The 23856-nt window shown below is 63.2% G+C and carries 20 protein-coding genes; 11 read left to right on the forward strand and 9 right to left on the reverse strand.

What is annotated here, in order from left to right; all coding sequences use genetic code 11:
• Positions 1 to 13: 13 nt before the first annotated feature.
• Positions 14 to 616, forward strand: coding sequence for a TetR/AcrR family transcriptional regulator (locus tag AS9A_RS03820; RefSeq protein ID WP_013805585.1), 603 nt, complete (start codon positions 14 to 16; stop codon positions 614 to 616).
• 249 nt (positions 617 to 865) lie between these two features.
• Here the strand turns inward: AS9A_RS03820 and AS9A_RS03825 are convergent, their stop codons facing one another.
• The 6 genes from AS9A_RS03825 to AS9A_RS03855 form a co-directional block, all read right to left on the reverse strand.
• The gene (locus tag AS9A_RS03825) at positions 866 to 1093 is read right to left on the reverse strand and encodes a hypothetical protein (protein WP_013805586.1); all 228 of its coding nucleotides are present in this window, start codon (positions 1091 to 1093) and stop codon (positions 866 to 868) included.
• A gap of 122 nt (positions 1094 to 1215) precedes the next feature.
• Positions 1216 to 2409, reverse strand: a complete 1194-nt coding sequence (locus tag AS9A_RS03830; protein WP_013805587.1) for an IS630 family transposase — start codon at positions 2407 to 2409, stop codon at positions 1216 to 1218.
• Positions 2410 to 2491: 82 nt separating this feature from the next.
• Positions 2492 to 3913, reverse strand: coding sequence for a wax ester/triacylglycerol synthase family O-acyltransferase (locus tag AS9A_RS03835; protein ID WP_013805588.1), 1422 nt, complete (start codon positions 3911 to 3913; stop codon positions 2492 to 2494).
• A gap of 242 nt (positions 3914 to 4155) precedes the next feature.
• Entirely contained in the window at positions 4156 to 4974 is an 819-nt protein-coding gene (locus AS9A_RS03840) for an alpha/beta fold hydrolase (RefSeq protein WP_148262393.1), read from the reverse strand.
• A 255-nt stretch (positions 4975 to 5229) separates the two neighbouring features.
• The gene (locus AS9A_RS03850; protein ID WP_148262394.1) at positions 5230 to 6369 is read right to left on the reverse strand and encodes a LuxR C-terminal-related transcriptional regulator; all 1140 of its coding nucleotides are present in this window, start codon (positions 6367 to 6369) and stop codon (positions 5230 to 5232) included.
• Positions 6370 to 6713: 344 nt separating this feature from the next.
• Positions 6714 to 8168, reverse strand: a complete 1455-nt coding sequence (locus AS9A_RS03855) for an aldehyde dehydrogenase family protein (protein ID WP_013805592.1) — start codon at positions 8166 to 8168, stop codon at positions 6714 to 6716.
• Positions 8169 to 8534: 366 nt separating this feature from the next.
• Here AS9A_RS03855 and AS9A_RS03860 point away from each other — a divergent pair, with 366 nt between their 5' ends.
• Positions 8535 to 9452, forward strand: coding sequence for an oxidoreductase (locus AS9A_RS03860; protein WP_041450849.1), 918 nt, complete (start codon positions 8535 to 8537; stop codon positions 9450 to 9452).
• Between the two features lie 183 nt (positions 9453 to 9635).
• Positions 9636 to 10997: a mycofactocin biosynthesis glycosyltransferase MftF gene (mftF, locus tag AS9A_RS03865; RefSeq protein WP_013805595.1), complete on the forward strand. Its 1362-nt coding sequence runs from the start codon at positions 9636 to 9638 to the stop codon at positions 10995 to 10997.
• Here mftF and AS9A_RS03870 read toward each other — a convergent pair.
• Positions 10975 to 12018: an AraC family transcriptional regulator gene (locus AS9A_RS03870; protein ID WP_013805596.1), complete on the reverse strand. Its 1044-nt coding sequence runs from the start codon at positions 12016 to 12018 to the stop codon at positions 10975 to 10977. The two genes, mftF and AS9A_RS03870, sit on opposite strands and share 23 nt — an antisense overlap.
• Positions 12019 to 12175: 157 nt before the next feature.
• Between AS9A_RS03870 and AS9A_RS03875 the strand changes: the two genes are divergently transcribed.
• Positions 12176 to 13318, forward strand: a complete 1143-nt coding sequence (locus tag AS9A_RS03875) for an acyl-CoA dehydrogenase family protein (RefSeq protein WP_013805597.1) — start codon at positions 12176 to 12178, stop codon at positions 13316 to 13318.
• Here the strand turns inward: AS9A_RS03875 and AS9A_RS03880 are convergent.
• Positions 13304 to 14506: a pyridoxal phosphate-dependent aminotransferase gene (locus tag AS9A_RS03880; protein ID WP_013805598.1), complete on the reverse strand. Its 1203-nt coding sequence runs from the start codon at positions 14504 to 14506 to the stop codon at positions 13304 to 13306. The genes AS9A_RS03875 and AS9A_RS03880 overlap by 15 nt on opposite strands.
• A gap of 74 nt (positions 14507 to 14580) precedes the next feature.
• Here AS9A_RS03880 and AS9A_RS03885 point away from each other — a divergent pair, with 74 nt between their 5' ends.
• From AS9A_RS03885 to AS9A_RS03900, 4 genes are all read left to right on the forward strand, one after another.
• Positions 14581 to 15801, forward strand: a complete 1221-nt coding sequence (locus AS9A_RS03885; protein WP_013805599.1) for an acetyl-CoA C-acetyltransferase — start codon at positions 14581 to 14583, stop codon at positions 15799 to 15801.
• A 39-nt stretch (positions 15802 to 15840) separates the two neighbouring features.
• A complete protein-coding gene (locus AS9A_RS03890; protein WP_013805600.1) occupies positions 15841 to 18000 on the forward strand; it encodes a 3-hydroxyacyl-CoA dehydrogenase NAD-binding domain-containing protein in 2160 nt (719 codons plus the stop codon).
• A gap of 277 nt (positions 18001 to 18277) precedes the next feature.
• The gene (locus AS9A_RS03895; RefSeq protein ID WP_013805601.1) at positions 18278 to 19687 is read left to right on the forward strand and encodes a carotenoid oxygenase family protein; all 1410 of its coding nucleotides are present in this window, start codon (positions 18278 to 18280) and stop codon (positions 19685 to 19687) included.
• Positions 19688 to 19763: 76 nt separating this feature from the next.
• On the forward strand, positions 19764 to 20711 hold the full coding sequence (locus AS9A_RS03900) for an arsenic resistance protein (RefSeq protein WP_013805602.1): 948 nt from the start codon (positions 19764 to 19766) through the stop codon (positions 20709 to 20711).
• Here AS9A_RS03900 and AS9A_RS03905 read toward each other — a convergent pair.
• Positions 20698 to 21441, reverse strand: coding sequence for a TetR/AcrR family transcriptional regulator (locus AS9A_RS03905; protein ID WP_013805603.1), 744 nt, complete (start codon positions 21439 to 21441; stop codon positions 20698 to 20700). The two genes, AS9A_RS03900 and AS9A_RS03905, sit on opposite strands and share 14 nt — an antisense overlap.
• A gap of 92 nt (positions 21442 to 21533) precedes the next feature.
• On the opposite strand from AS9A_RS03905, the gene AS9A_RS03910 reads away from it, so the two are divergent.
• The 3 genes from AS9A_RS03910 (at position 21534) to AS9A_RS03920 (ending at position 23830) form a co-directional block, all read left to right on the forward strand.
• The gene (locus AS9A_RS03910; protein WP_013805604.1) at positions 21534 to 22472 is read left to right on the forward strand and encodes an ATP-binding cassette domain-containing protein; all 939 of its coding nucleotides are present in this window, start codon (positions 21534 to 21536) and stop codon (positions 22470 to 22472) included.
• A 25-nt stretch (positions 22473 to 22497) separates the two neighbouring features.
• Positions 22498 to 23226: an ABC transporter permease gene (locus tag AS9A_RS03915; RefSeq protein ID WP_013805605.1), complete on the forward strand. Its 729-nt coding sequence runs from the start codon at positions 22498 to 22500 to the stop codon at positions 23224 to 23226.
• A gap of 79 nt (positions 23227 to 23305) precedes the next feature.
• Positions 23306 to 23830, forward strand: coding sequence for a 2'-5' RNA ligase family protein (locus AS9A_RS03920; RefSeq protein ID WP_013805606.1), 525 nt, complete (start codon positions 23306 to 23308; stop codon positions 23828 to 23830).
• Positions 23831 to 23856 lie beyond the last annotated feature (26 nt).

Here is a 23856-nt window from a genome sequence, read left to right on the forward strand (position 1 = left end):
GAGGACACCACCCATGTCTGCCGCCTCCCAGTCGGTCGGACGGCGCGAGCGGAACAAGCAGGAGAAACTCGACCGCATTGTCGCTGCCGCCAGTGAACTGTTCGCCGAACACGGCGCCGATGAGGTCACGACCCAGCAGATCGCTGACCAGGCCGACATCGGCACCGGGACCCTGTTCCTTTATGCCAAGACCAAGGGCGAACTCCTCCTCCTTGTCCAGAACGCCAAGTACGTCGAAGCACTTGAGCAGGGCCGGGCGGACGCCGAGACCGTCCCAGTCGTGCTGGGCGCGGTGCTGGCGATCGTCCGGCCGATCGTCGAGTGCAACCGCATCCAGATCGACAACGGACGCACCTACCTGCGAGAGATGGTCTTCGGCGACCCCGAGGAGCCCCGGCATGGCGCAGCACTCGCCATCGACGCGCAGACCGAGGAGTCCGTCGCCGCCGTGCTGCGCCGAGACGAACGGGTCGCAGAGGGCGACGCCGCGACACTGGCACACATCGTGTCCGCCGTGATGTTCCTCAGCATGGCGGCGAGCGTGAACATCGCCTTGAGCGTCGAGGAGATCGTGCAGGACATCCGCAGGCAGGTCGACGTCCTGCTGCCTCGCTGAAGCGCGGCCAGCCTCAGGCCCAGGCGACCATCCGGGTAATCCTCGGCTGCGGCATGGCCCGAATCCTCAAATGGCAGGTCATCCGGCCGTTGCAGCCCATACCGGCATGACTGGACGGGTGGGGCGGCCAGGTCGGGGCGCTCGTAGGGGTGTCGGCAGACATGGCAGTCGGAGGTGACCGCCCCACCACTCGAACGCCTCTCAGTTGTCCATGGGCGCATCACGCCAGTCCCGCCTGCCTCGCGCGAATCACAGGAAGTCGTAGTACGTGCGCAGGTCCCGGACATGGGCGGCCTGGGTGTTCCACGGCGAAGACGCCGGCCACACCGAGAAATACCGGTTCAGCGCCACGTCGTACACGCCCGCCGGACTGATCAGGAACGGCTGCCCCTCGGGCACCCCCAGATCATCAAACGCCTCACCGAGATCGGCGAACAGGGAGCTGAGCTCCCGTGCTCGCCAACCGGTGATCGACATGACGCTGGACGATAGTCTCTGGACAGCTCAACAGCGCACAACAGAAGTGGGACGGTTACCGCGCCCTGGCCGGCCGGTGGGCCGACGGCCGTGTCGCCCTACGGAGCCGCAACGGCAGCGATCTAGTGCTGTGACCGCGTAGGTACGCCGGGTTGGATCAGGCTGCGGTTGTGAGGGGGTGTCCGCCCCATCGGACGCCTTTCTCGCTGCGGATGCGGGCGCGTTCCTTGCGTTCGGCGGACAGGACGTCGCGGTGGCAGGCATTGGCGTTGCGCCAGCGGAGGTAGGAGTGCAGGGCCCTGGTCTGGACAGTGTGGTTGGGGTGGTGGGAGTTGGCGATGGTGAACTGCCGCAGTGGTCCGAAGTGCGCCTCGATCGGGTTCGCCCAGGAGGCGTAGGTCGGGGTGAAGCACAGCTCGACCCTTGTGCTTCTTTGCCCAGCGGCGGATGTCGGCGCCCTTGTGCTTGTGGGCGGACAGGTTGTCCAGGATCACGTAGATCGGTGCGCCGTCGGGCCGGGCGGCGCGGATCGATTTCAGCGCGGCCAGCGTGTTCCCGGCACCCTTCTTGCGGCGGTTCACGCCCCACAGACGGTCGTCGCCCACCGAGTAGCAGCCATGGAAGTACCGGACGCCGTGGGTGCGACGGTAGGTGGCCGGCAGCCGGTCGGGCCGGGTCCGTTCGGCCCAGCAGCTGCCGCCGATGGGCCGGATCCCGAGCGGGCCGAACTCATCGAAGGCGAATGCCCGGTCCGGGAAGCGGTCCAGGACGTGCTCGATACGGTCCAGCTTCGTCTCCCGTTCGGGGTCCGGGGACTCCTTCCAGGTCTTGGTGCGCTGGAAGGTGACGCCGCGGCGGGCGAGCAGGCACCGTAACGCCTCACGGCTGATGCGAATCACTCGGCCGTGGACTTTGCGCAGGTAGGCGACGAGCTTGCGCAGTGACCAGCGAGTGAAAGGCTGGCCGAGCTTGACCGGGCGGGTGGTGGCCGTCTGGACGACGAAGTCCTCTTCGTCGGACTTGAGTTGGCGGGGACGGCCTCCCGCCCACCGAGGGTCCAGGCAGGCCAGGCCCTTCTCGTTGAACGCGTGGATCACATCCCGGACGGTGTCCTCGTCGGCCTGCACCAGCTGGGCGATCACCGGCACCCGGTTTCCTCCAGCGGAGGCCAGCAGCATCATCGGCCGCCGGTAGCGCACCGAACTCGTGCTGTCCCGGCGCACGATCTGCTGCAGCTTCTGCCCCTCGTGGTCGGTCAGTCTGCGCACACGGACGGGCTCGGCAACCGCGCCTCCAGCGGTCGGATCGGATGTCACCGCACATCCAACCGCCACGACCGCCGACCCGGCGAACCTATGCGGTCACAGCACTAGACGACCATGTCCTCGCGGCGTCCGGTCAGGGAACGCACCGCATCGATTCGTCGAACGAGGCTTGCAGGCATTCGGCGAGGAGCTCCGGATCGGGCAGGGCGCGGCGACAACTAACGAAGGTGATGTCGACGACGCCGCAATAACTGAACACGCCGAAGGCGAGGGCGGTACCGCTCAAGATGGGGGCAACGCCAAAGAAGCGCTGCGCACGTGCGCCGTTCATGTAAAGCGGCACTTGTGGTCCCGGCACATTCGACACGCCGACGTTGAACATCGGTCGTCTGCTGCCAAAGAGGATCTGAGTGGCGGCAAGGGTCTTGAACCCCCACGACGTGAGCGCACCGGGAAAGCTGGCGCTCAGTTCTGACAGTTGGCGCGCTCCGACGGCGCGCTGCATCTCCTTGGCGCCCGTTGTGCTCTGCTGAATATGTGCCAGCCGCTCGACTGGGTCGGCAATCTCGCTACCCAGCGCGACGGCGAGGAAGGCAATGTCATTGCCCGCCACCGACTCCTGTCCCTTGCGCAGATCGACCGGTGCGCCGCACACGAGGGGCTCGGTAGGGGTCTCGTTCTTGGCTTCGAGGTATCGGCGAACCGCGCCGCCGATCACCGCGATGACGACGTCGTTGACCGTCGCGCCAGGCACGGCTTTGCGCAACCGCTTGATGTCGTCAAACTGAAAGACCCGTCCGTCGAGCACCCGATGCGGTGTGAGTTGAGTCTGGAACCGGGTGTGCGGGATTCGCGACGGAATTAACGAGCCGCTCTCACTGCGCCCGAGGACTGCTGCAGAAAGCAGACCTGCGGACGGAAGCATTGCAGCGCCAGCCCGAGCCGTGCGGACCGGCGCCCGAATCACGTTGTTGAGCAATGCCCGGCCCATCAACCCCACCATGCCCGGACGCTTTTCGGGTGTCCATTTGTCGTCGTCGGTTCCGTGCCGTACTTCTGGCGTCAAATCGTGTATGCCACTGAGGATGTCGCGCATCGCGTGACCATCTACTGCAATGTGATGGAGCTTGGTGAATATGGCATAGGAGCCTTTGGCTACGCCGTCAATGTTGTCAAGGCCCTCGATGACGTACATCTCCCATGGGGGGCGATTGAGGTCCAGCGCTCGAGAGTCAAGCCGAGCCACCATGATGCACAGCTGCCTCCAGTCCGCTGGCTCGGGCAGCCGAACATGGCGGACGTGCCATTCCAAGTCGAAATGCTCGTCCTCGATCCAATACGGGTGATCGAGGTCGAACGGAACCCGTACGAGGCACCTCCGAAAAACCGGTGATCGCGACAGCCGGTCGTCGAGATGTCTGAGAATGTCCTTGAATCGTACGGTGCCGTTGGGTGCTGTGGCGGGATCGTAGATGACGACCATGCCGCCGTGGGCCGCCCAGTTCGTGTCCTCGACGTGGAGGAACATAGCGTCGTGCGCGTTGACCTGCTGCATTGTTTATCCTTTTAGCGCTGAAAGATCGTGCTCACGCGAACCGGTCGATATCGTCGACGGTCGAGAAGCCGACTACGGTGCAATGGCATCCATCTTCGCCTGTGAACGGCGTGTGGGGAATCCGCCAATGGGGGGGCGTTAGTAGGTCGATCGGCGGCGGTGTCGTGTTTTTCGACCCATCGCCGCTCGACCCCCCTCCGAAGGCGTTTTGGCTCGACGGTCTCGGCCGAAACAGTCGGAATCTATGAAACGAACTCGGAGACCAACGCGTTGAAGCGTGCCGGGTGTTCAATCATCGGGCAGTGTCCTGTGTCGTCCCATACGACCAAGGTCGAATTCGGGATCAGATCGTGCAGTTGTGAGGCCATCCACGGGGGCAGGAGACGGTCGTGACCGCCCGCGAGGACGAGAGTTGGACACCGTATCTGCCGCGCTTGTGCTCGCGCGTCGTGGTGAGCGCCCGCGCGCAATGCGGCACCGAACCCGGCTGCCCCCAAACCACCGAGCAACTCGACCAGGTGATTTTGGTCAACGTCATCCGGGGCCTGCAGTATTCGCGCAGCGATCTTCCGCCGCAGAAGGGGACTTGCGAGCAATGCCCGGCGGGGGCGCCCGCGCTGAAACGTTTCGTTCAGCCCCAGCGCAAACGGGATCAGCGCAGAACGGTAGCGACGGTGAGTCAATGGCACGCCTGCCGAGCAGGCGAGGATCGCGGCGTCGACGCGCTCGGGGCGCTGAGCTGCCGCCTCGATGGTGAGCAGTCCACCCATCGAATTGCCCACCAAGGTAGCAGTTTCGACTCCACGCTTGTCGAGCAACTCGAATAGAACATCGACATAGCGGGCCATGGTCACCTTGCCGCGAAAGGGATCCGAGCGGCCAAAGCCAGGAAGATCAAGCGCAATGACGCGATGTCGGCTAGCGAGGGTCTCAACGTTGGTGAGCCAATTCTGCCAGTTGCCGCCGAGACCATGGACGAGCAACATGGCGGGCCCCTCGCCAGCCTCCACGTATGACAGCCATCCGTGATCGAGACGAACCTCGCGATTAGGCGGCCTCACGCGTCTTCACCTACCGCGCGGGCGCCGCCGGTGATGGCAACCACTCGTCCACTCAAAGTTTGATTCATCGTTGAATGCCTCCTTGAAAGCCGAGCATGACTCGCGTTGATCGCATCGGCAATGCCTCGATCGGCGGATACACCTCCGCCGAACGATCGGGCTGCCAGCAAATCGCGCGCGACCGCCGAGGCCCCGGTGACGAACACTCGCGGCGGTGACGGGTCTGCTACGAGTGTCACCTAGGGAATACACCCGCTACGGGGCGAGTCCAGTCATTCGCATGAAGGCGGAAACGGCTTCGGTTCGGTTGGTGGCCTGCAACTTGCGCAGGATCTGACTCACGTGTGATTTCACGGTGTACTCAGAAATGAGTAGGCGCTCGGCGATATGCCGGTTCGTATCTCCGTGAGCAAGGAGTTCAATGATTTCTAGTTCGCGGCGCGTGAGGAGCTGGTGAATCCGTGAGTCCGGCGCCGACATCATTGCGGACCTGACGGGGCTCAGCGACTCGGCCACATTTAGTTCATCGCTGGCGATCGTAATTTGGAGGCCGGCCTGGCGTATCTCGGTCAACACCGACTCGGTTGCCACAACGAGTTCACGAATTCTCTCGCCCTGATCGTGAAGTCGTTGTAGAAGAATCGTTCGTTCTAAGGCAAATCCGTACCCTTCAGCGAAGGCCCAGAGGACATCACGGTCGATGATGTCATCGTGACGCATCGTCGACGCGTGCAGGAATCCGATGACCCGACCCTCGGGCATCACCGGTGCCGCAACGTACGAGGAGATGCCCGCCAACCGAGTCAGGTCTGTACGGACGCGTGGATCGTTGAGTGCATCGTGGACAACCACCGGCGCTCTGCGACGAAGCATTTCGCCCTCTACTCCGTCGGGATCCAGTTCCATCGAGGGCCTTTTGAGCGCTTGGCGCTGCACCTTGTCTGCAAAACCGGGGTCACGTTTGGAGAAGGCTGCTGCCGGCGTAGTGCGACCGTCTTTCACCTGCCACAGCATGGCGACCTCGAAGCCACAGAGCTCGCACAACACCTGGGGGGCCTTCACCAACATTTGGTCAACGGATCCCACGGCGCGGAGCCGAGCGAGGGCGCGCTGCACGCGCAGTAGCCCATCCAACCGGCGCGTTGCCCGCTCACCGGTCATGGCCGAGCGTATCTCGGCAAGTTCCACCGCAAGCAGCGCCATCGGTATCGCGTCGGCACCGGCGTGAGCAGCCAAGATGTCCCGTAGCCGGGCGAGGCCGTCTTCAACCCACTGCTCGAGGGTGATGGGGTCCATGCTTGCGTCGGCCACTGGTGCGCGGTCGGGCCCGAGAAGTAACGTCAGCTCGTCGAGTGCCGCGACGGCGCGTCGTGCCGTCACACCGGTATCGTCCACGGCACGCAACGTAGGTGTGTGGTATGCCCAGCAGCGGGGCGTCCCCGCGCTAACAACGCGCTGTCGTTCCGGGGAGTGAAACAACCAGGCGCAACTCGCCACGCGCGCGGCGGCTTGATATCCACAACATCCTCCTATGGAAGCGCCGACCGGTCATGACCATCCGAATGCCCAAGATAGCTACGCAATCAGAAGCCGCGGTATTCCTGTCGTCCGGCAAGCTAAGTTTTGCGACGCGCGACCCAGGATTGATTCTCCGATTCCGCATCCGCGATCGCAACAGTTGCGTTCGTCTGCCTACGATCGGCGAGACTATTTCGGTCACGCCGACTTTGTTCGCACGCCTACCCCAACGGCGTGAAAATGGCCTGTGTCTCCCGATATTCGTTGAGCCCTTCGGGGCCAAGTTCCCGCCCGATACCGGACGATCCGAATCCTCCGAATGGAATCGCGGGGTCGAGGGCAAGGCTGGCATTGATGTAGACCGACCCAGCCCGCAGCTGCCGTGCGACTTCCTGGCCGCGCGCGAAGTCGGCGGTCCAGACCGAGCTTGAAAGGCCATATTCGGTGTCCTGGGCAATTTCAATTGCCTCCTCGATGGTGTCGTACGCGATGACGCACAGCACCGGTCCGAAGATCTCCTCTCGAGCGGCTCGCATTTCATTGGACACGTTCGCGAGCACCGTCGGCTCAACGAAGTACCCGGTATCCAAGTCTGCCGGGATGCCACCGCCCGCAGCCACCACCGCACCAGCCGCCGCCGCCTCGCTGACATAGTCCAGGACCCGGTCGCGATGCTGTCTGGTAATCATCGGCCCGATCACGGTGTCGGGCTGTGCCGGGTCGCCCACCTTCAGTGACTGCGCGACACCTGCCAGTACCGCAACGATCTCATCGTGGCGGTTCCGTGGAACGAGGACGCGGCGCTGCGCTATGCAGGCCTCTCCATTGTTGAGGGCCAGCCCGGTGAGACCCAGGCCTGCGCTAATCAGTTCCACGGATGCATCTTCAAGAATTATGGCAGCTGCATTTCCGCCCAGCTCTAGTGCGCATCTGCGGAAATCCTTCGCGCACGACTCGGCGACCTCACGCCCGACGGCGGTACTTCCAGTGAATGCGACCATGTCGACGTCGGGATGGGCGACGAGCCGCCGGCTGCCTGCGAGATCCGCCGGCACCATGTTGAACACTCCGGCCGGGAAACCCGCCGCGTGGGCCGCATCTGCCAGCAGATAAGACGACAACGGAGTCTGCGGTGCCGGCTTGTGCACAACGGTGCAGCCCGCCGCCAACGCGGGCGCAATCTTGGACAATGCGCCCAGCAATGGGATGTTCCATGGGGTCAGAGTGGCGACCACTCCGACGGGGCATTGCCGGATTTCGACAGTCGCAGGGGAATTGTGAGTCTGCCGAGACTCCGAGAGTTGTTCTGTTGCAACCAGGGCGGCGAAGTAACGGACGAACTCGATGGCCTGCTGAACGTGTACCTGCCCGGTGAGCATCGCCGGGAAGCCCGCCTCACTGGTAATCACCGTAGCCATGTCATCGGCTCGTGCGGTCAGCTCGTCGGCAAAGCGCTCGAGAAGTCGAGCCCGATCAGCACCTGAGGTGCCCGCCCAGTCCTGCCGGGTGAGGGCCTTCCGTGCCGCCGCGACGGCGCGATCGACATCCGCAGCGCCGCAGGCAGGTGCAACTCCTACCACGTGTTCAGTGGCGGGGTTTAGCACCTCCGAGTGCTGTTGGCTCAACGCTTCCACAAACCCACCGTCGAGGTAGATCGTGCTGAATTTGGTGTCCATCGATGTCCTTCACGTGATTCGGTTGCCGTTTTGTGTGTTAGCTAACAAGTATATACAGTTGCGAGTCAACCAGCAAGTATCTTGTCATCAACCCGCCGACGGTCGAGGCAATGGCAGAGGTCGGGATCGACGTCGCCGGTTCGATCCCGGCCCTGGCCACCGTTGGTATGTTTCTCTGTAGGGGGCTGGGATCAGACCTCTACAGTCATATTCGGGTTGTAGTGGCCGTGTCTCGCATGTCTCAGATTCTCTGATGCTCGACCAGTAGGTCCGTTCGCGCGCGAACTCGGGAGCCTGGTCTTTCTTTATCGGCAATTTCCCGTCGGGCATGGCGCCTGGACGCCGAGGATCGTAGTGTCCATAGGCATGTATGGATGGACGCCCGGTGAGATGAATAATCAGTCGGGCCGGTCGTTCGTAGTAACCGGTGCGAATAGCGGTCTCGGCGCCGTGACTGCCAGGGTGCTTGCAGAGGCCGGTGCCTCGGTAATTCTCGCGTGCCGGAACACCGATCGGGGCGAGGCAGTCGCCGATCGAATCCGGAAAAGTCAGCCGGAAGCGCAATGTGAAGTGCGCTCCCTCGACCTTGCTGATCTCAGTTCGGTGTACGCGTTTACGAATGAGTGCCCTCAGATCGATGTCCTGATCAACAATGCAGGCGTGATGGCTGTCCCGAAGACACGCACCAAGGATGGGTTCGAGATGCAACTCGGCACCAATCATCTGGGTCACTTCGCGCTCACCGGGCTGCTGCTCGACCGGATCACCGACCGGGTTGTGACGGTCTCGAGCGGTATGCACCTTATCGGCCGCGTCGATCTGAAGGACCTGAACTGGGAGCGGCGCAAATACCGCAGGTGGCCGGCTTACGCGCAGTCAAAGCTCGCGAATCTCCTCTTCACCTATGAACTACAGCGGCGTTTCGACGCGGCCGGGTCGGGCATGCGCGCCGTGGCGGCGCACCCCGGCTACGCGTCGACAGGCCTCCAGTCGCACACCGGAACCATCCAGGATCGGCTCATGCGGGTAACGAACAAGCTGCTCGCGCAAAGCGCAGAGGGTGGCGCATTGCCAAGTTTGTATGCCGCGACGGCTCCGAGCCTGCCCGGCGGTAGCTATGTCGGCCCCGCTGGGCGCTTCGAACAGCGTGGCTCGCCCGTGCTCGTCCGCTCGAACAAACGGTCCCGGGATCGTACTCTGGCGAAGGGGCTATGGGAGGAGTCGGAGGCGCTCACAGGCGTCGCGTACCGTATTCCTGCCGACACTGGTTCGACGCAGAATTAGTTCGGATGTGATTGTGTGATTTCACTGCGGAATCAGGGCTTCGTGGAACACGATATGTGAGGCCCGGTTGTTAATCGCCCTTAGGGGTGAACGGCGGGGTCTCGGCGACGAAGCCTGGGGTTAGATGGGGAGGCGATGAGGGCGCTGAGCGCGACAGCCGTCACAGCACGGACGGAAACGCACATGTCTACCGATCGACTGCCAACTGGGTTCGCGGTCCGACTCGATGCGAGGGTCCGGATCGCGGATCGCGGGCTGAGCCTGGTTGCGCCGTTCGGAACCGTTGTTCAGTTGACGCATGCTGAGGCCACCATGATCGAGGATGGAGTCCTCGAAGTGGGCGACCACGCTAGTGCCGCGCTTGCGCGCAGGCTGCTCGACCTTGGCGTCGCGCACCCGCGGCCTTCGCGCGGACCGTCCCGGGCCGAACTCACTGTGGTCATCCCCGTCCACGAGGACACCCATGGCCTCGATCGGTTGCTTGCCGAGCTGGCCGGTGTGGCCGTCATTGTCGTCGACGATGGATCGTGTGTTCCCGTCGAGCGCACCGGGGTGACGGTGATTCGGCACCAGCAGCCTTTCGGTGCGGCCGCGGCACGAAACACCGGCTTGCGCGCCGCAACCACCCCTTTCGTGGCGTTTCTTGATCCAGGGGTGGAGCCAGGTTCACTGTGGGCGGAGGCACTGCTCGCGCATTTCGCGGACCCCGACGTGGGGCTCGTCGTGCCGCGTCTTTCGCCGCTGCAAAGTCGTCGCCGGTGGATTCAGAGATATGACGCGATGCGCCCGTCGCTGGAGCCAGGGCGCAGAGAATGCGGGCTGCACCCAGAATCTGCGCCATTCGGCGTTCCGGCATGTGCGCTGGTGGTCCGGCGTAAAGCGCTCATCGCAGCGGGCGGATTCGACGGTGCGTTCCCCGCGATGAATGGAACTGACGTCTGCTTACGGCTCGTAACCGCAGGCTGGCGGGTCCGCTTTGACCCCGTCGCGGTGGTGCGCAGCGAGGCCCCAGGGAGTTTCCTGCAGTGGATGACCTCCCGCGCTGTCGCGGGAAGCGCTACCGCGAAGCTGTCCACAACGTTCTCGTGTTCGGGTCGGCTGCCCGTCTGGTCCCGCGTGTGGCCTGCGATCCTCGGCGTCCTGGTCCTGCTCGGAGTCCGGTCAACGGTGCTGGGTTCACTGGCTCTGGTGCTAGCAGGAGGGGTGCGGCTCGCGAAGAAAGTCCCTGCCGTGGAGAGCCCCTGGCAGACTGCCGCTACGATGGGGGCCCTCGAGTTCCGAGGCGCCTTCTGGCGGGTGTCTGCGCTGCTCCTGCGCCACGCCTGGCCGCTGTCCGTTGTTGCCGCGCTCCTCTCCAAACGCGCCCGCACGGCCTTGGTGGCCGTCGCTGTCGCAGAGGGGGTATGTGACTGGTTCTCGCGCAAAGACACCGATCAGCGCATTGACTTGCCGCGGTACATACTGTTGCGGCGGATCGACGATGCTGCCTTCGGCTTCGGTGCGCTGCAGGGATATCTCGAAGTCAGGAACCAGCGGGGGCACTAGTGCGCTCTGGCGCGGCGCGGAACGTGCCGGGACTGTTGCCGGTCCAGCGTTTGAACGCACGCCGGAACGCGCTTGGTTCGGAGAAGCCGAGCGCGGCCGATATCTGATTCGTCGAGTCGCCGCGTCGCAGCCGCAGCAGCGCGGCATCGCACAGCACCTCTTGGCGCAGTTGGTTGACTGACGTTCCCTCGGCTCGCAGCAGGCGGCGGAGGTGAGATTCACTCATTGACAACCGCTCCGCGATCGTCGTGGCGTCGGGGATTCCTCCCGCAACGCCCCGCTCCAGCATTCTTCGGACCTTCGTGGTCAGCGGTGTCTTGCCCGTCGGCTCGCTGAAGAGCACCGCGGGGGAGTTGCGCAGGAATTCGCGGAGGGTGTTTTCGGTCTGTACGACGGGGGACTGCAGCGTCTCGCGGTCAAAGAGGATCGTGGCTGCGGGGGCACTGAAGTGAGGCGCGACGCCGTAGAGATTGCGGTAGAACCGCGGCTCAAAGTCCTCAGGTGCGCTGTGCGGCAGGCTGACACTCAGTGGCGTGATCGCACGGCCGATGAGCCAGCTGGAGAAACGGTGTATCAGCAGGAAAGCCAGTTCGATCAGCAGCTGGGTGACCTGGTCTGGGGCGCGGCCCCGCAGGTCGAGGACCAGCGTGCCTGACTCGCCCGGCTCGCTGTGAAAGCGGAAGTCGATAGGTGTCATCGCGGGCAGCGCGGGCAGCGAGGACATCATGCGCTTCAGCGCGTGCTCAAGGTCTGGAGCGTGAATCAGCGCGAACGTGACCAGGCGAAACGAGCCTCGCGGGACGGGGGCGGCTCCCAGTCCGCCGAGTTCATCACCGGTGATCGTCCACACGGCCTGCGTGAAGGCGGTCGCCTGCTCGGGGGTGACCCTGGAGTCGGGATCCGTCAGGAGGGCAGGGCGTATGCCTGCCGCCCGCAATGCTGGTTCCAGGTCGATACCGCGCCGATCCGCGGCGCGGATGGTGCGGGCGACGTAGTCAGTGGGTATAGGCCGTTTCATCATGGGGTGCAACTCGTGAGCGAAATGGTCACACCCCACTCTATGTGATCGTTTCGGTCATAGACTTCGCACGGCTTGGTCCTCGAATTTGTCATACCCGCGACGTACTGTTACAGCTGACGGCCGTATGGTCTGAACCGTATCGAAGGAGATCTTCAGCGTGGAACGCTCCCTCTTCACCCCCGAACAGATCATGTTTCGTGATTCGTTTCGGGCATTCCTGAAAGAGCACGTCGCACCACACCACGAGCAGTGGGAAAAGGACGAAATCGTCCCGCGGGATCTGTGGGTGGAGGCAGGCAAGCTCGGCTTCCTCGGCACCGCTGTCGAAGAAAAGTACGGGGGCGGTGGCGATCCAGACTTCCGTTTCAACGCAATCGTGTCTGAGGAGACAACCCGGGGCGGGTATAGCGGCGTCGGGTTCATGCTGCACAACGATGTCGTTCAGCCCTACCTGACGGAACTCGCGACCGAGGAGCAGAAGCAGCGCTGGCTGCCAGGTTTTGTTTCCGGCGAGATCATCACCGCCATCGCAATGACTGAACCTGGCACTGGTTCGGATTTGCAGGGCATCAAAACGACTGCCAAAAAAGACGGTAACGACTGGATTCTCAACGGATCGAAGACTTTCATCACGAACGGGATCAACGCTGATCTTGTGATCGTGGTGGCCCGGACGAACCCCGATGCGGGTGCGCAGGGCTTCAGCCTGCTCGTCGTCGAACGCGGCATGGAAGGGTTCGAGCGCGGCCGTAACCTCGACAAGGTCGGCCTGAAGGCGCAGGATACTGCTGAACTGCACTTCAACAACGTTCGGATACCCGCTGAGAACCTCCTCGGTGAAGAAGGTATGGGCTTCATTTACCTGATGAAGAACCTCCCGCAAGAGCGTCTCTCCATCGCAGTGGTCGCTGCCGCGGCGATGGAAAGCTGCCTCGCGATGACGATCGAGTACTGCCGCGATCGTAAGGCGTTCGGCCGGAACATCGGCGCGTTCCAGAACACTCGCTTCGTGCTCGCTGAACTTGCCACCGAGACTCAGATGGTGCGTCTCGCTGTGGACAAGTACATCGAAATGCTGAACGAGAAGACGCTGACCGTTCAGGACGCCGCCATGATCAAGTGGTGGTCTACCGAACTGCAGACCAAGCTCATCGATCGCTGCGTCCAGCTGCACGGTGGGTACGGCTACATGCGTGAATACCCCATCGCTAAAGCCTTCCTTGATTCCCGCGTGCAGACCATTTACGGCGGGACGACCGAGATCATGAAGGAAATCATCGGCCGCTCACTGAATCTCTGAGGCGACGCCAGAGTGATTAGCCGGATCCTCCGCGAGGCGCGCCAAGCGCTTCGCGGCTTCCTCAAGGACCTGGTGCTGTTTGCAGAAGGCAAACCGCACCAGGTGCTTCCAGCTTGCGCTGTCGGCAGCGTCAGTGAAGGCGCTGACCGGGACCGCGGCAACGCCGATGCTGCCCGGCAGTGTCCTGCAGAACGTGGCCGCGTCGGTGTAGCCGAGGGGGCGTGGATCCGCGCAGATGAAGTAGGTACCGTCACTGGTGTGCGGAACAAGTCCCGCTGTGCTGAGAGAGCGGGCCAGAACATCGCGTTTTCCCTGCAGTGTGGTTCGATGCTGGGCCACCCAGGGAAGCTGCGTGCGCAGTGCGGTCGCCACGGCTGGCTGGAAGGGTCCACCGCCAACGAACGTGAGGAATTGCTTGGCCGCGCGCACCGCGCCGACAAGGTTGCGGGGCCCGCATACCCAGCCGATTTTCCACCCGGTGACACTGAAGGTCTTGCCGGCGCTGGACACGGCGAGGGTGCGTTCGCGCATCCCCGGCAGGCTGGCGAGTGGCGTGTGCACGCGGCCGTCGAACAGAAGGTGCTCGTACACCTCGTCGCAAACGACGATGAGGTCGTTGTCAATCGCAATTTCCGCGATTGCCGCAAGGTCGGGTGCGGGGAGCACCGTGCCAGTGGGGTTATGCGGCGAGTTCACAACCAGGACCTTCGTGTCCGGGGTGACGGCCTCGCGCAGCGAATCAAGGTCGAGCGTGAATCCGCGGCCGTTCGGGACAAGTCTGGCGCTGCGGTGCCGGGCTCCCGCCAGGGCGACGGCAGCGGCGTACGAGTCGTAGTACGGCTCGATCAGCACAACCTCGTCGCCACGCTCGACGAGCGCAAGCAGAGACGCGGTGAGGGCTTCGGTCGCGCCGACGGTAACGAGAACCTCACCGTCTGGGTCGTAAATAGTCCCGTAGCGCCCCTCGCGGTCGGCGGAAATCGCTTCCCGCAGGGCCAGAACGCCCGCGCCCGGCGGGTACTGATTGAAACCGCCGGTGATCGCGTCGCACGCTGCGGTCAAAAGCTCAGCTGGCCCGTCCTCATCGGGGAATCCCTGCCCCAGATTGATGGCATCATGACACACAGCCAATTCGGTCATTTCGGCGAAGATCGTCGTCCGGAATGGTTCAAGGCGGGGCACCAGCATCCCGACACTGTAACCGGAATCTCCGCCCTGGACAGGGGTGCGGGAACCATCGCAATAGAAAGGAAGATGCACTCGTGACCACAAACAGCGAGGCATTCATCTACGAGGCAATTCGCACGCCCCGTGGCAAAGGAAAGGCGAACGGCTCGCTCCACAGCGTCAAGCCGATCTCGCTCGTGGTTGGCTTGATCGATGAGCTGCGCCGCCGGTTCCCGGATCTCGATGAGAGCCGCATTTCCGACCTCATTCTCGGCTGCGTGACGCCAGTCGGCGACCAGGGCGCGGACATCGCGCGTACCGCGGTGCTCGCCGCGGGCATGCCAGACACCGTCGGCGGGGTGCAGATCAACCGTTTCTGCGCCTCAGGCCTCGAGGCTGTCAACATGGCTGCGCAGAAGGTCCGTTCCGGCTGGGACGAAATGGTTGTCGCGGGCGGCATCGAGTCGATGTCCCGCGTCCCAATGGCATCGGACGGCGGCGCGTGGGCCATGGACCCCGCGACCTCATTCGACACCTACTTCGTTCCCCAGGGCATCAGCGCGGACCTCATCGCGACGCTCGAGGGCTTCAGCCGCGACGACGTCGACGCCTACGCGGTGCGCTCACAGGACCTCGCCGCTAAGGCCTGGTCAGGGGGCTACTTCGCCAAGTCGGTCGTGCCGGTGAAGGACCAGAACGGTCTCACCATCCTTGACTACGACGAGCACATGCGTCCCGGCACAACCGCCGAGAACCTCGCTGGGCTCAAGCCATCGTTTGCTGGCATGGGCGAAATGGGCGGCTTCGACGCTGTCGCGCTGCAGAAGTTCCACCAGGTCGAGAAGATCAACCACGTGCATCACGGCGGCAACTCGTCGGGCATCGTCGACGGTGCTGCCCTTGTCCTCGTCGGAACAGAGCAGGCAGGCAAGGACCTCGGCCTCACCCCGCGTGCACGCATCGTTGCGACCGCCACAAGTGGCGCCGACTCGACGATCATGCTCACCGGGCCGACCCCGGCATCGGAGAAGGCGCTGGCCAACGCTGGCCTGACCGCCGACGATATTGATCTCTTCGAGATCAACGAAGCGTTCGCCTCGGTTGTTCTGAAGTACCAGAAGGACCTGAAGATTCCGGACGAGAAGCTCAACGTCAACGGTGGCGCGATCGCAATGGGCCACCCGCTCGGTGCGACCGGCGCGATGGTTCTCGGCACCATGGTCGACGAACTCGAGCGTCGTGACGCTCGCCGTGCGCTCGTCACCCTTTGCATCGGTGGCGGCATGGGTGTCGCGACCATCATCGAACGCGTCTGACCTGATCCCCGGAATTTCCTCGAAAGGCAAGTAATCACGATGAGTGAAAGCAACTTGATTGCGTGGGAGCAGGACGGCGACGGCATCGTCACGCTCACCATGGATGACCCCACCCAGGGCGCCAACACGATGAACGAGCTCTTCGGCCGCTCCTTCCAGGAGACCGTTGAGCGCCTGGTCGCAGAGAAGGACACCATCACCGGTGTTGTCCTGACCTCTGCCAAGAAGACGTTTTTCGCGGGCGGCAACCTTGACGACCTGATCAAGGTGCAGCCAGAGGACGCCGAGAAGGTTTACAACCAGGTTGCTGACCTGGCGAAAGGCTTCCGTGCTCTCGAAACTCTCGGCAAGCCAGTAGTTGCGGCGATCAACGGCGCGGCACTCGGTGGCGGCCTGGAGCTGGCGCTCGCGACGCACTACCGCATCGCGGCCAACGTCAAGGGCTCGCAGATCGGTCTGCCTGAGGTGTCGCTCGGTCTGCTGCCAGGTGGCGGCGGCATCGTCCGCACTGTCCGGCTGCTCGGCCTGCAGAACGCGCTGATGCAGGTGCTCCTGCAGGGGCAGCGTCACCGTCCGGAGAAGGCGAAAGAGATCGGCCTCGTCAACGAACTTGTCGATTCCATCGACGAGCTGGTGCCGGCCGCGAAGGCCTGGATCAAGGCCAACCCTGAGGCGCAGCAGCCGTGGGACGTCAAGGGCTTCCGGATCCCCGGCGGCACCCCGTCGAACCCGAAGTTCGCGCAGATGCTCCCGGCGTTCCCCGCGAACCTGCGCAAGCAGATCAAGGGTGCCCCGATGCCTGCTCCGCGCGCGATCATGGCAGCGGCAGTAGAGGGCTCGCAGGTCGATATCGACAATGCGGCGAAGATCGAGCACCGCTACTTCGTGGAACTTGCCACCGGGCAGGTCGCGAAGAACATGACGCAGGCTTTCTTCTTCGACCTGCAAGCCATCAACAATGGTCGTTCGCGCCCAGATGGTATCGAGCGGCGTGAGATCAAGAAGGTCGGTGTTATCGGTGCCGGCATGATGGGTGCCGGTATCGCTTACGTTTCCGCCAAGGCCGGTATGGATGTCGTCCTCAAGGACGTCACCATCGAAGCCGCAGAAAAGGGCAAGGCGTACTCCGAAGCGATTGAGGCTAAGGCGCTTTCCCGCGGCAAGACCACGGAAGAGAAGTCGAAGGTGCTGCTCGACCGGATCACGCCCAGTGCTGATGCCGCCGACTTCGCTGGCGTCGACTTCGTTATCGAAGCCGTGTTCGAGAACCCTGATCTGAAGAACAAGGTCTTCCAGGAAATCGAGGACATCGTCGATTCGGACGCCGTCCTCGGATCCAACACGTCGACACTTCCGATCACGGGCCTGGCTCAGGGTGTGAAGCGTCAGGAAGACTTCATCGGCATCCACTTCTTCTCGCCTGTGGACAAGATGCCGCTGGTCGAGATCATCAAGGGTGAAAAGACGTCAGACGAGGCGCTGGCCCGCGTGTTCGACTACACCCTCGCGATCAAGAAGACCCCGATCGTGGTGAACGACAGCCGCGGCTTCTTCACGTCGCGCGTCATCGGTATGTTCATCAACGAAGCCATCAAGATGCTTGAAGAGGGCATCGAGCCCGCAACGATCGAGCAGGCAGGGCTGCAGGCCGGTTACCCGGCTGCACCATTGCAACTGTCCGATGAGCTGAACTTCCAGACGATGCAGAAGATCTTCAACGAGACCCTGGAGGCCGCTAAGGCTGAGGGTAAAGAGATCGATGACGCTGCAATCGCATCCGGCCGGGTTATCGACAAGATGATCGGCGAGTTCGAGCGCACCGGCAAGTCCGGCGGCGCTGGCTTCTATGACTATGCGGACGGCAAGCGGGCCGGCATCTGGCCGGGTCTCCGCGAGACGTTTAAGTCGTCGCCAGAACTTGAAGTTCCGCTCAAGGATCTGAGCGAGCGCATGATGTTCGCTGAGGCGCTCGAGACAGTGAAGTGCTTCGACGAGGGCGTCCTGATGACGCACGCAGACGCCAACATCGGTTCGATCTTTGGCATTGGCTTCCCCGCCTGGACCGGTGGTGTCATCCAGTTCATCAAGGGCTACGAGGGTGGCGTTGACGGCTTCATCAAGCGCTCTGAGGAGCTAGCCGCCAAGTACGGCAACCGATTCACCCCGCACCCCCGCCTGAAGGAGATCGTCACTAAGTAGCCGATCACTCAGCAGTGCGAATCGAGGAGTCTGACCTCCGGTATCCGGAGGTCAGGCTCTTTGCTCGTATGAAGCGAGAATGCTCCGCACGATAGGTACCGGATTTACACCCACGTACCATCGGTACAGATCTGCCTCAGAAATGTACAGTTCGTACGCGGTGCAGAGAAAAGGTCCCGCCCCTCCAGCCAAATTAGTGACAACACGTTGCAGAACGTCTGCGCTCAGCGCATGCTGTGTGTTGTATGTCACTTTTGCGTCCAAGCTGGAGTAGCCGATGAGCACCACGGAGAAGCCCGCCGCCCCGTCCCGGCCAGGCCCCGTCGATATGGTTCACCACACGCACCTCTCGGGTGTCTTCACGCCGCAACGCGACGAGGTGGACGTCCACGGCCTTCACGTCGAAGGTGAACTGCCCCCAGACCTTTCGGGCGAGTACCTGCGGAATGGTCCTAACCCGCGGTTCGATCCGATTGGCACCTACGTGTATCCAATCGACGGCGACGCGATGGTCCACCGCATCGGCATCAGGGATGGCGCCGTCAGCTATTCGAACCGGTTCGTGCGCACCCCGATGGTCGTCGCGGAAGAGGAAGCGGGCCATGCGATCTGGGCAGGGGTGATGGATCCCTACACGCCCAGCGCCGACGAAGTGGGTCCAGAGCTAGCAGGGAAGGCGCGGGATCTCCCTGACATCAACGTCGTTCGTCACGGCGGGCGCCTCCTGGCGATGGCGGAAGCTGCCCAGCCCTACCGCCTCGACCCCTCCGACTTGAGCACTTTAGGACCGGACTCGTGCTCCGGCGCAATGCCCATCGGGAGTACGGCACACCCGAAGATCGACCCCGTGACGGGCGAAATGGTGTTGTTCAACTATCTGTTGGAGGCGCCTTATCTGACGTGGTCGGTGGTGGCGGCTGACGGGTCTGTCACGAGACCGCCGACCGTGGTGGACGGCGTGGACGTCCCGTTGATGATTCACGACATGGCTCTCACGCGCCGCTACATCGTGCTGTTCCTGTGTCCCTTGGTCTTCGACATCGAGGCGCTACTGCGTGGCGGTTCTGTTCTGGACTGGCGGCCAGACGCAGGAGTACGGATCGCGCTCATTCCGCGCGACGGCGGAAGGGTGCGATGGTGCAGCACGGAAGCGTTCTGGGTATGGCACTTCGCGAATGCGTTCGACATGTCTGATGGCAAGGTCGCGGTCGACTACGCGGAATGGTCCTTTCCCGGCGGGTTCACTGCTCAAGAGCATGAGCCGCGCGGGGCTATGGTGCGTGCTGTCCTCGATCCAGATGAAGGGACGATCAGTCGGACCGTCGTCAGCGACCGGAATGTTGAGTTTCCGCGCATCGACGATCGGCAGACCTGCGGTGACCACCGGTACGCTGCCACACTCGGCGTGCACACGGGACGCGAGGGCATCTTCGACAGTCTCCTGTTCTTCGACATGCACGCGGGTTCCGCGACGGAGTGGCGGGCTGGTTCGCTGGCTGTCGGTGAGCCCATATACATGCCCGGCGCCGAACGGGACTATTGGGGAATGATCGGCACCGACCGTGACGACATGACCTCATGGTTCGTCATCTTGCCGGTTGAGGATCCGTCATCTGGGCCGTTGTGCCGAGTGCAAATGCCTCTCAGGGTTCCGTCTGGGTTGCACGGTTCATGGCTGCCCGATTGAGGCACTGACCCTCGCGCGAGCGGGATCGCTTATCGTCGACGCATGAGGGGTATCAGCAGCACGCTGGCTGTGGGCGATGACGACGCTTGAACGTCTGCAGAGCGTGTTCGTTGCGCTCGCTGCCCTGCTCGGCCTTGCTGCGGGCGTGGCACTGCCGATCGACGCACCCGCGGGGCACGTGGTCTTACCAGCGCTACTGCTGATGCTGACGGCGGTGTTTCTGCAGATGGACGGGGCACAGATCAGGTCTGCACGGCACGCCAGAACCGTCGTCGCGGCGAGCCTCGTCATCAACTTCGTGTGGACACCGTTGTTCGCCTGGGCGCTCGGCGCGGGGCTGCTCGGCGGCAGTCCGGACCTTCGGATCGGGCTGCTCTTGCTGCTCGTAACTCCCTGCACTGACTGGTATTTGGTGTTCACTGCGCTCGCGCGGGGTCATTTGGGCTCTGCTGCCGCGCTTTTGCCCATCAACTTGATCCTCCAGCTGATCTTGCTGCCGGTGTACGTGCAGCTTCTGGGCGGCGACGCGGCGATGATCGACACACGCACACTGATCGGAGCTGTGGTGCTGGTTCTCGCGGTGCCGCTGTCCGCTGCGCTGATACTGCGGCGGCTCACCGCGGGCAGTACGGCGGGCCGGAGGCTGACGAATAACAGTTCGCGTGCGATTCTCCCGCTGCTTTATGTGGCGGTTTTCGCCATGTTCGCGTGGCAGGGAGGCGTGGTGTTCGACCACGGTGGCGAGTTGCTGGCCCTGCTTTTGCCCCTCCTGCTCTTCTTTGCCGTCACGCCGTTTCTCGCACAGGGGACTGGGCGGATGCTCAGACTTCACGCTGATCAACGAGTCACTTTGACGATGACGACGGTCGCGCGTAACTCACCGATAGCGCTGGCGCTAGCGGTAGCAGCGTTTCCGGATCGGCCGCTGATAGCCGTTGCGCTGGTCATTGGACCGTTGGTGGAACTGCCGGTGCTTGCGGTGCTCAGCCAGTTGGTGCGAGTTCCGGCCGCTAGTCGCGGGTGAGCGTTTCGATCCCGTCGAGGATGCGTTCAAGGCCGAAGCGGAAATCGAAGTCGGGCTCGTCGTCAGCGTCGAAAACTCCCGCGGCGAGGACGCGCGTCAAGGCGGGAAATTCACGGGGCGTGGTGACTCGACGCAGCGTATCCGCGTATCCGTTGAGAGCGTCCGTTGTTCCAGCCCGCTGCATCGCCGCTCCGATCTGCGCGGTGAGAGTAGTTTCGCTGCGGACGAAGCTGCTGATCAGGAGTATTCCGGAGACCTGTTCGGTTTCGTCGAGTCGGCTTTTTGCGAGGCATTGCAGACCTGCTTCCATCCATCGCGCTGTGTTCGGTGCGACGGGTGGGCCGGTGACGGGAACGCTCATCGCCCAGAGGTTTTCCTGGTAGCGCTGGCGCAGGGTCCAGGCCCAGCGGGTGATGCCTGTGCGCCAGGTGTCAGTCCCGGAGGGCAGGTCGGGATCGGGCGGACCGCATGCGGTGTCCACCATGAGGTTCAGCAGCTCGTCTTTCGACGCGATGTGCCGATAGAGAGACATTGGCCCGGTGTCGAGTTCGGCGGCGACCCGTTTCATGGATACCGCCTCGACGCCTTCTGCGGCTGCGACAGAGATCGCAGCGCGGATGATCCGGTCGGCGCTGAGTGCCGGTTTGGGGCCACGCGCGTTCGATGCTTGCACGCCCCACGCTTTCGCGAGAGCGGGGGTTAGCAGGCTGTCGTCGCTGGGAGCGCTCATCATCCTCCTCGGTCTCGACAACAACCTTAGTCTGCGTATAAGGTACGCAATAGGCGTACTAGATACGCAAAAGGAGGAGGAAATTGTCTGACGTGATGTGTGAAGTCACCGGCCTTCGCAAAGCTTATGGGGGCCTCGATGTGCTGAACGGGGTGAGCTTTTCGGTTGCGCGCGGCGAGATATTCGCGCTGCTCGGGCCTAACGGCGCAGGGAAAACAACAACCGTGCGAATACTTGCGACGCTTACCCGTGCCGACGGCGGAGGTGCCCGCATCGCCGGCTTCGACGTCCACCGTGACCGCGGACTCGTCCGGCGAGAAATCAGCCTGACGGGGCAGTATGCCGCGCTCGACGGCATGCAAACGGGGGAGGAGAACCTCCGGATGATGGGCCAGTTGGTGGGTCTGTCACGGAGGCAAGCACGGGAGCGAGCCCGCGAACTGCTGGTGCGGTTCGAATTGACCGACGCCGCCCGGCGTTTCGCGAAAACCTATTCAGGAGGGATGCGCCGCCGCCTCGATATCGCCGCCGGTCTCGTCGGTGAGCCGTCAGTGATCTTCCTTGACGAGCCGACAACCGGGCTCGACCCCCGCAGCCGCAAAACCATGTGGGACATCATTGCTGAGCTCGCAGCGTCCGGCGTCACCATTGTCCTCACCACGCAGTACCTGGAGGAAGCGGATCGCCTGGCAGACCGCATCACCCTCATCGATGGTGGCCGGATCGTCGCCGAAGGTACGCCCGCGGAACTGAAACGACTGGTGGGGGTGCAGCGCCTCGACATTAGGGCAGCAAACCGCGAGGCCTTCTCCCGCATCGCTGCGTCACGGGAGCATGTCACCGCTGATGGGGCCGCGCTGACCCTCAGTTTCGCGACCGACGGCGCCGCCCGCCACGTTCGTGAACTCCTCAACGGCATCGACCCGGGGAACTGTGATGTCCATGAGTTCAGCGTGCACCAGCCCACTCTCGATGATGTGTTCCTCTCCCTGACCGGTAATGCAGCAGTGAAGGACGAAGCCCGTGTCTAGTGCCGCCGTGTCTAGTGCCACTGTGATGGTTGAGCGCAATGTCCGGCTGAGTAGCCGGAACATCGAGGCGCTGCTGACATCGGTGATGTTGCCGATCCTGATTCTCGTGCTGTTCGTCTATCTCTTTGGTGGCGCGATCCAGACCGGCACAGCAGAATACGTTGACTACGCCCTCCCTGGCGTTCTGTTGCTCTGCACCGGTTTTGTTTCGGCACTGACAGCGACTCGGGTGAGTGAAGATTTGCAGGAAGGGATCGTTGACCGTTTCCGCTCGCTCGACGTGGGAGGCGCCGCCATCCTCGGCGGACATGTCGCGGGCAGCATGCTGCGCAACGCGGTCTCAGTGACCCTGTTGATTGCGGCGGCGCTGCTCATCGGGTTCCGTCCTGCCGCGACGCCGTTCGAATGGCTCGCCGTCATCGGCCTGCTCGCCCTCTTTGTTTTCGCGATCTCCTGGGTCGCAGCAGTATTCGGCCTGTTGGCGAAGACACCGGAAGGGGCTGCTGGATTCCAGTTCTTCGTGATGTTCCTGCCCTATCCGAGCAGCGCGTTCGTACCCGTCGAGACGATGCCAACGTGGCTGCATGGATTCGCGGAGAACCAGCCGGCCACGCCCGTCATCGAAACCGTGCGGGGGCTGCTGATGGGCACACCGAGCGGTGCAAGCGCAGCGCTCGCTGTTGCGTGGTGCGTGGGGATCAGTGTGACCGCGATCGTTGTCGCCGCGCTGCTGTTCCGGCGCCGCGTGGGCTGACCGCCACGGATAGTGAAGGAATCTCCCTCTGTCAGGGGGTAATTCTTCCACGATCTGTTGGGCCGCTACTGTCACTGGTGTGGCGCTCGCGGTGTGCCTGCTTTTCGACGCGGCATCGGAACGCACGGTCCGCACACTGTGGCGCCGTGTGGAAGACCTCGGCGTGCCCACCTTGCTGTCGCATACGCACAAGCAGCACCACCCGCACCTGTCGTACGTGGTGATGCTCGAATGGGACTTCACGAACGTCGAGAGAGCACTTGCCGCTATTGAGCCGCGCGGCCCGTTCACGCTTTGGTTCGACGCAGTGGGCGTCCTGCGCCGCGGGCGAGTGTGCCTGATGCCTGCTCCCACAGCCGATTTGGCTAGCCGGCAACTCCACGCACTCGACGCTGCCGAAAGTGCAGGGGCGCTAGTTCACAAGCACTATGCACGTGGGCGATGGCTGCCACATCTCTCCATCGCGACGCGCGCGACGCGCGCTCAGGTGCCGGACGTCTCGCATGCGCTTTTCGACGTCCTGCCGATCAGCCTCACTGCGACACGTGCAGCGCTGATCGACTCGGCGACAGGTCAGCTCTGGACTTTGCCAGGTGTTTTGTGACTCCGTGTTTCCTCCCGCTCGCGACG

It is taken from the genome of Hoyosella subflava DQS3-9A1 (genome assembly GCF_000214175.1).
Classification (GTDB): domain Bacteria; phylum Actinomycetota; class Actinomycetes; order Mycobacteriales; family Mycobacteriaceae; genus Hoyosella; species Hoyosella subflava.

Coding starts and splice junctions, on each gene's coding strand:
- AS9A_RS03820 (WP_013805585.1), top strand. CDS start 14: ATGTCTGCCGCCTCCCAGTCGGTCGGACGGCGCGAGCGGAACAAGCAG.
- AS9A_RS03825 (WP_013805586.1), bottom strand. CDS start 1,093: ATGTCGATCACCGGTTGGCGAGCACGGGAGCTCAGCTCCCTGTTCGCC.
- AS9A_RS03835 (WP_013805588.1), bottom strand. CDS start 3,913: ATGCAGCAGGTCAACGCGCACGACGCTATGTTCCTCCACGTCGAGGAC.
- AS9A_RS03855 (WP_013805592.1), bottom strand. CDS start 8,168: ATGGACACCAAATTCAGCACGATCTACCTCGACGGTGGGTTTGTGGAA.
- AS9A_RS03860 (WP_041450849.1), top strand. CDS start 8,535: ATGTATGGATGGACGCCCGGTGAGATGAATAATCAGTCGGGCCGGTCG.
- mftF (WP_013805595.1), top strand. CDS start 9,636: ATGTCTACCGATCGACTGCCAACTGGGTTCGCGGTCCGACTCGATGCG.
- AS9A_RS03870 (WP_013805596.1), bottom strand. CDS start 12,018: ATGATGAAACGGCCTATACCCACTGACTACGTCGCCCGCACCATCCGC.
- AS9A_RS03880 (WP_013805598.1), bottom strand. CDS start 14,506: ATGCTGGTGCCCCGCCTTGAACCATTCCGGACGACGATCTTCGCCGAA.
- AS9A_RS03890 (WP_013805600.1), top strand. CDS start 15,841: ATGAGTGAAAGCAACTTGATTGCGTGGGAGCAGGACGGCGACGGCATC.
- AS9A_RS03895 (WP_013805601.1), top strand. CDS start 18,278: ATGAGCACCACGGAGAAGCCCGCCGCCCCGTCCCGGCCAGGCCCCGTC.
- AS9A_RS03900 (WP_013805602.1), top strand. CDS start 19,764: ATGACGACGCTTGAACGTCTGCAGAGCGTGTTCGTTGCGCTCGCTGCC.
- AS9A_RS03905 (WP_013805603.1), bottom strand. CDS start 21,441: ATGAGCGCTCCCAGCGACGACAGCCTGCTAACCCCCGCTCTCGCGAAA.
- AS9A_RS03915 (WP_013805605.1), top strand. CDS start 22,498: ATGGTTGAGCGCAATGTCCGGCTGAGTAGCCGGAACATCGAGGCGCTG.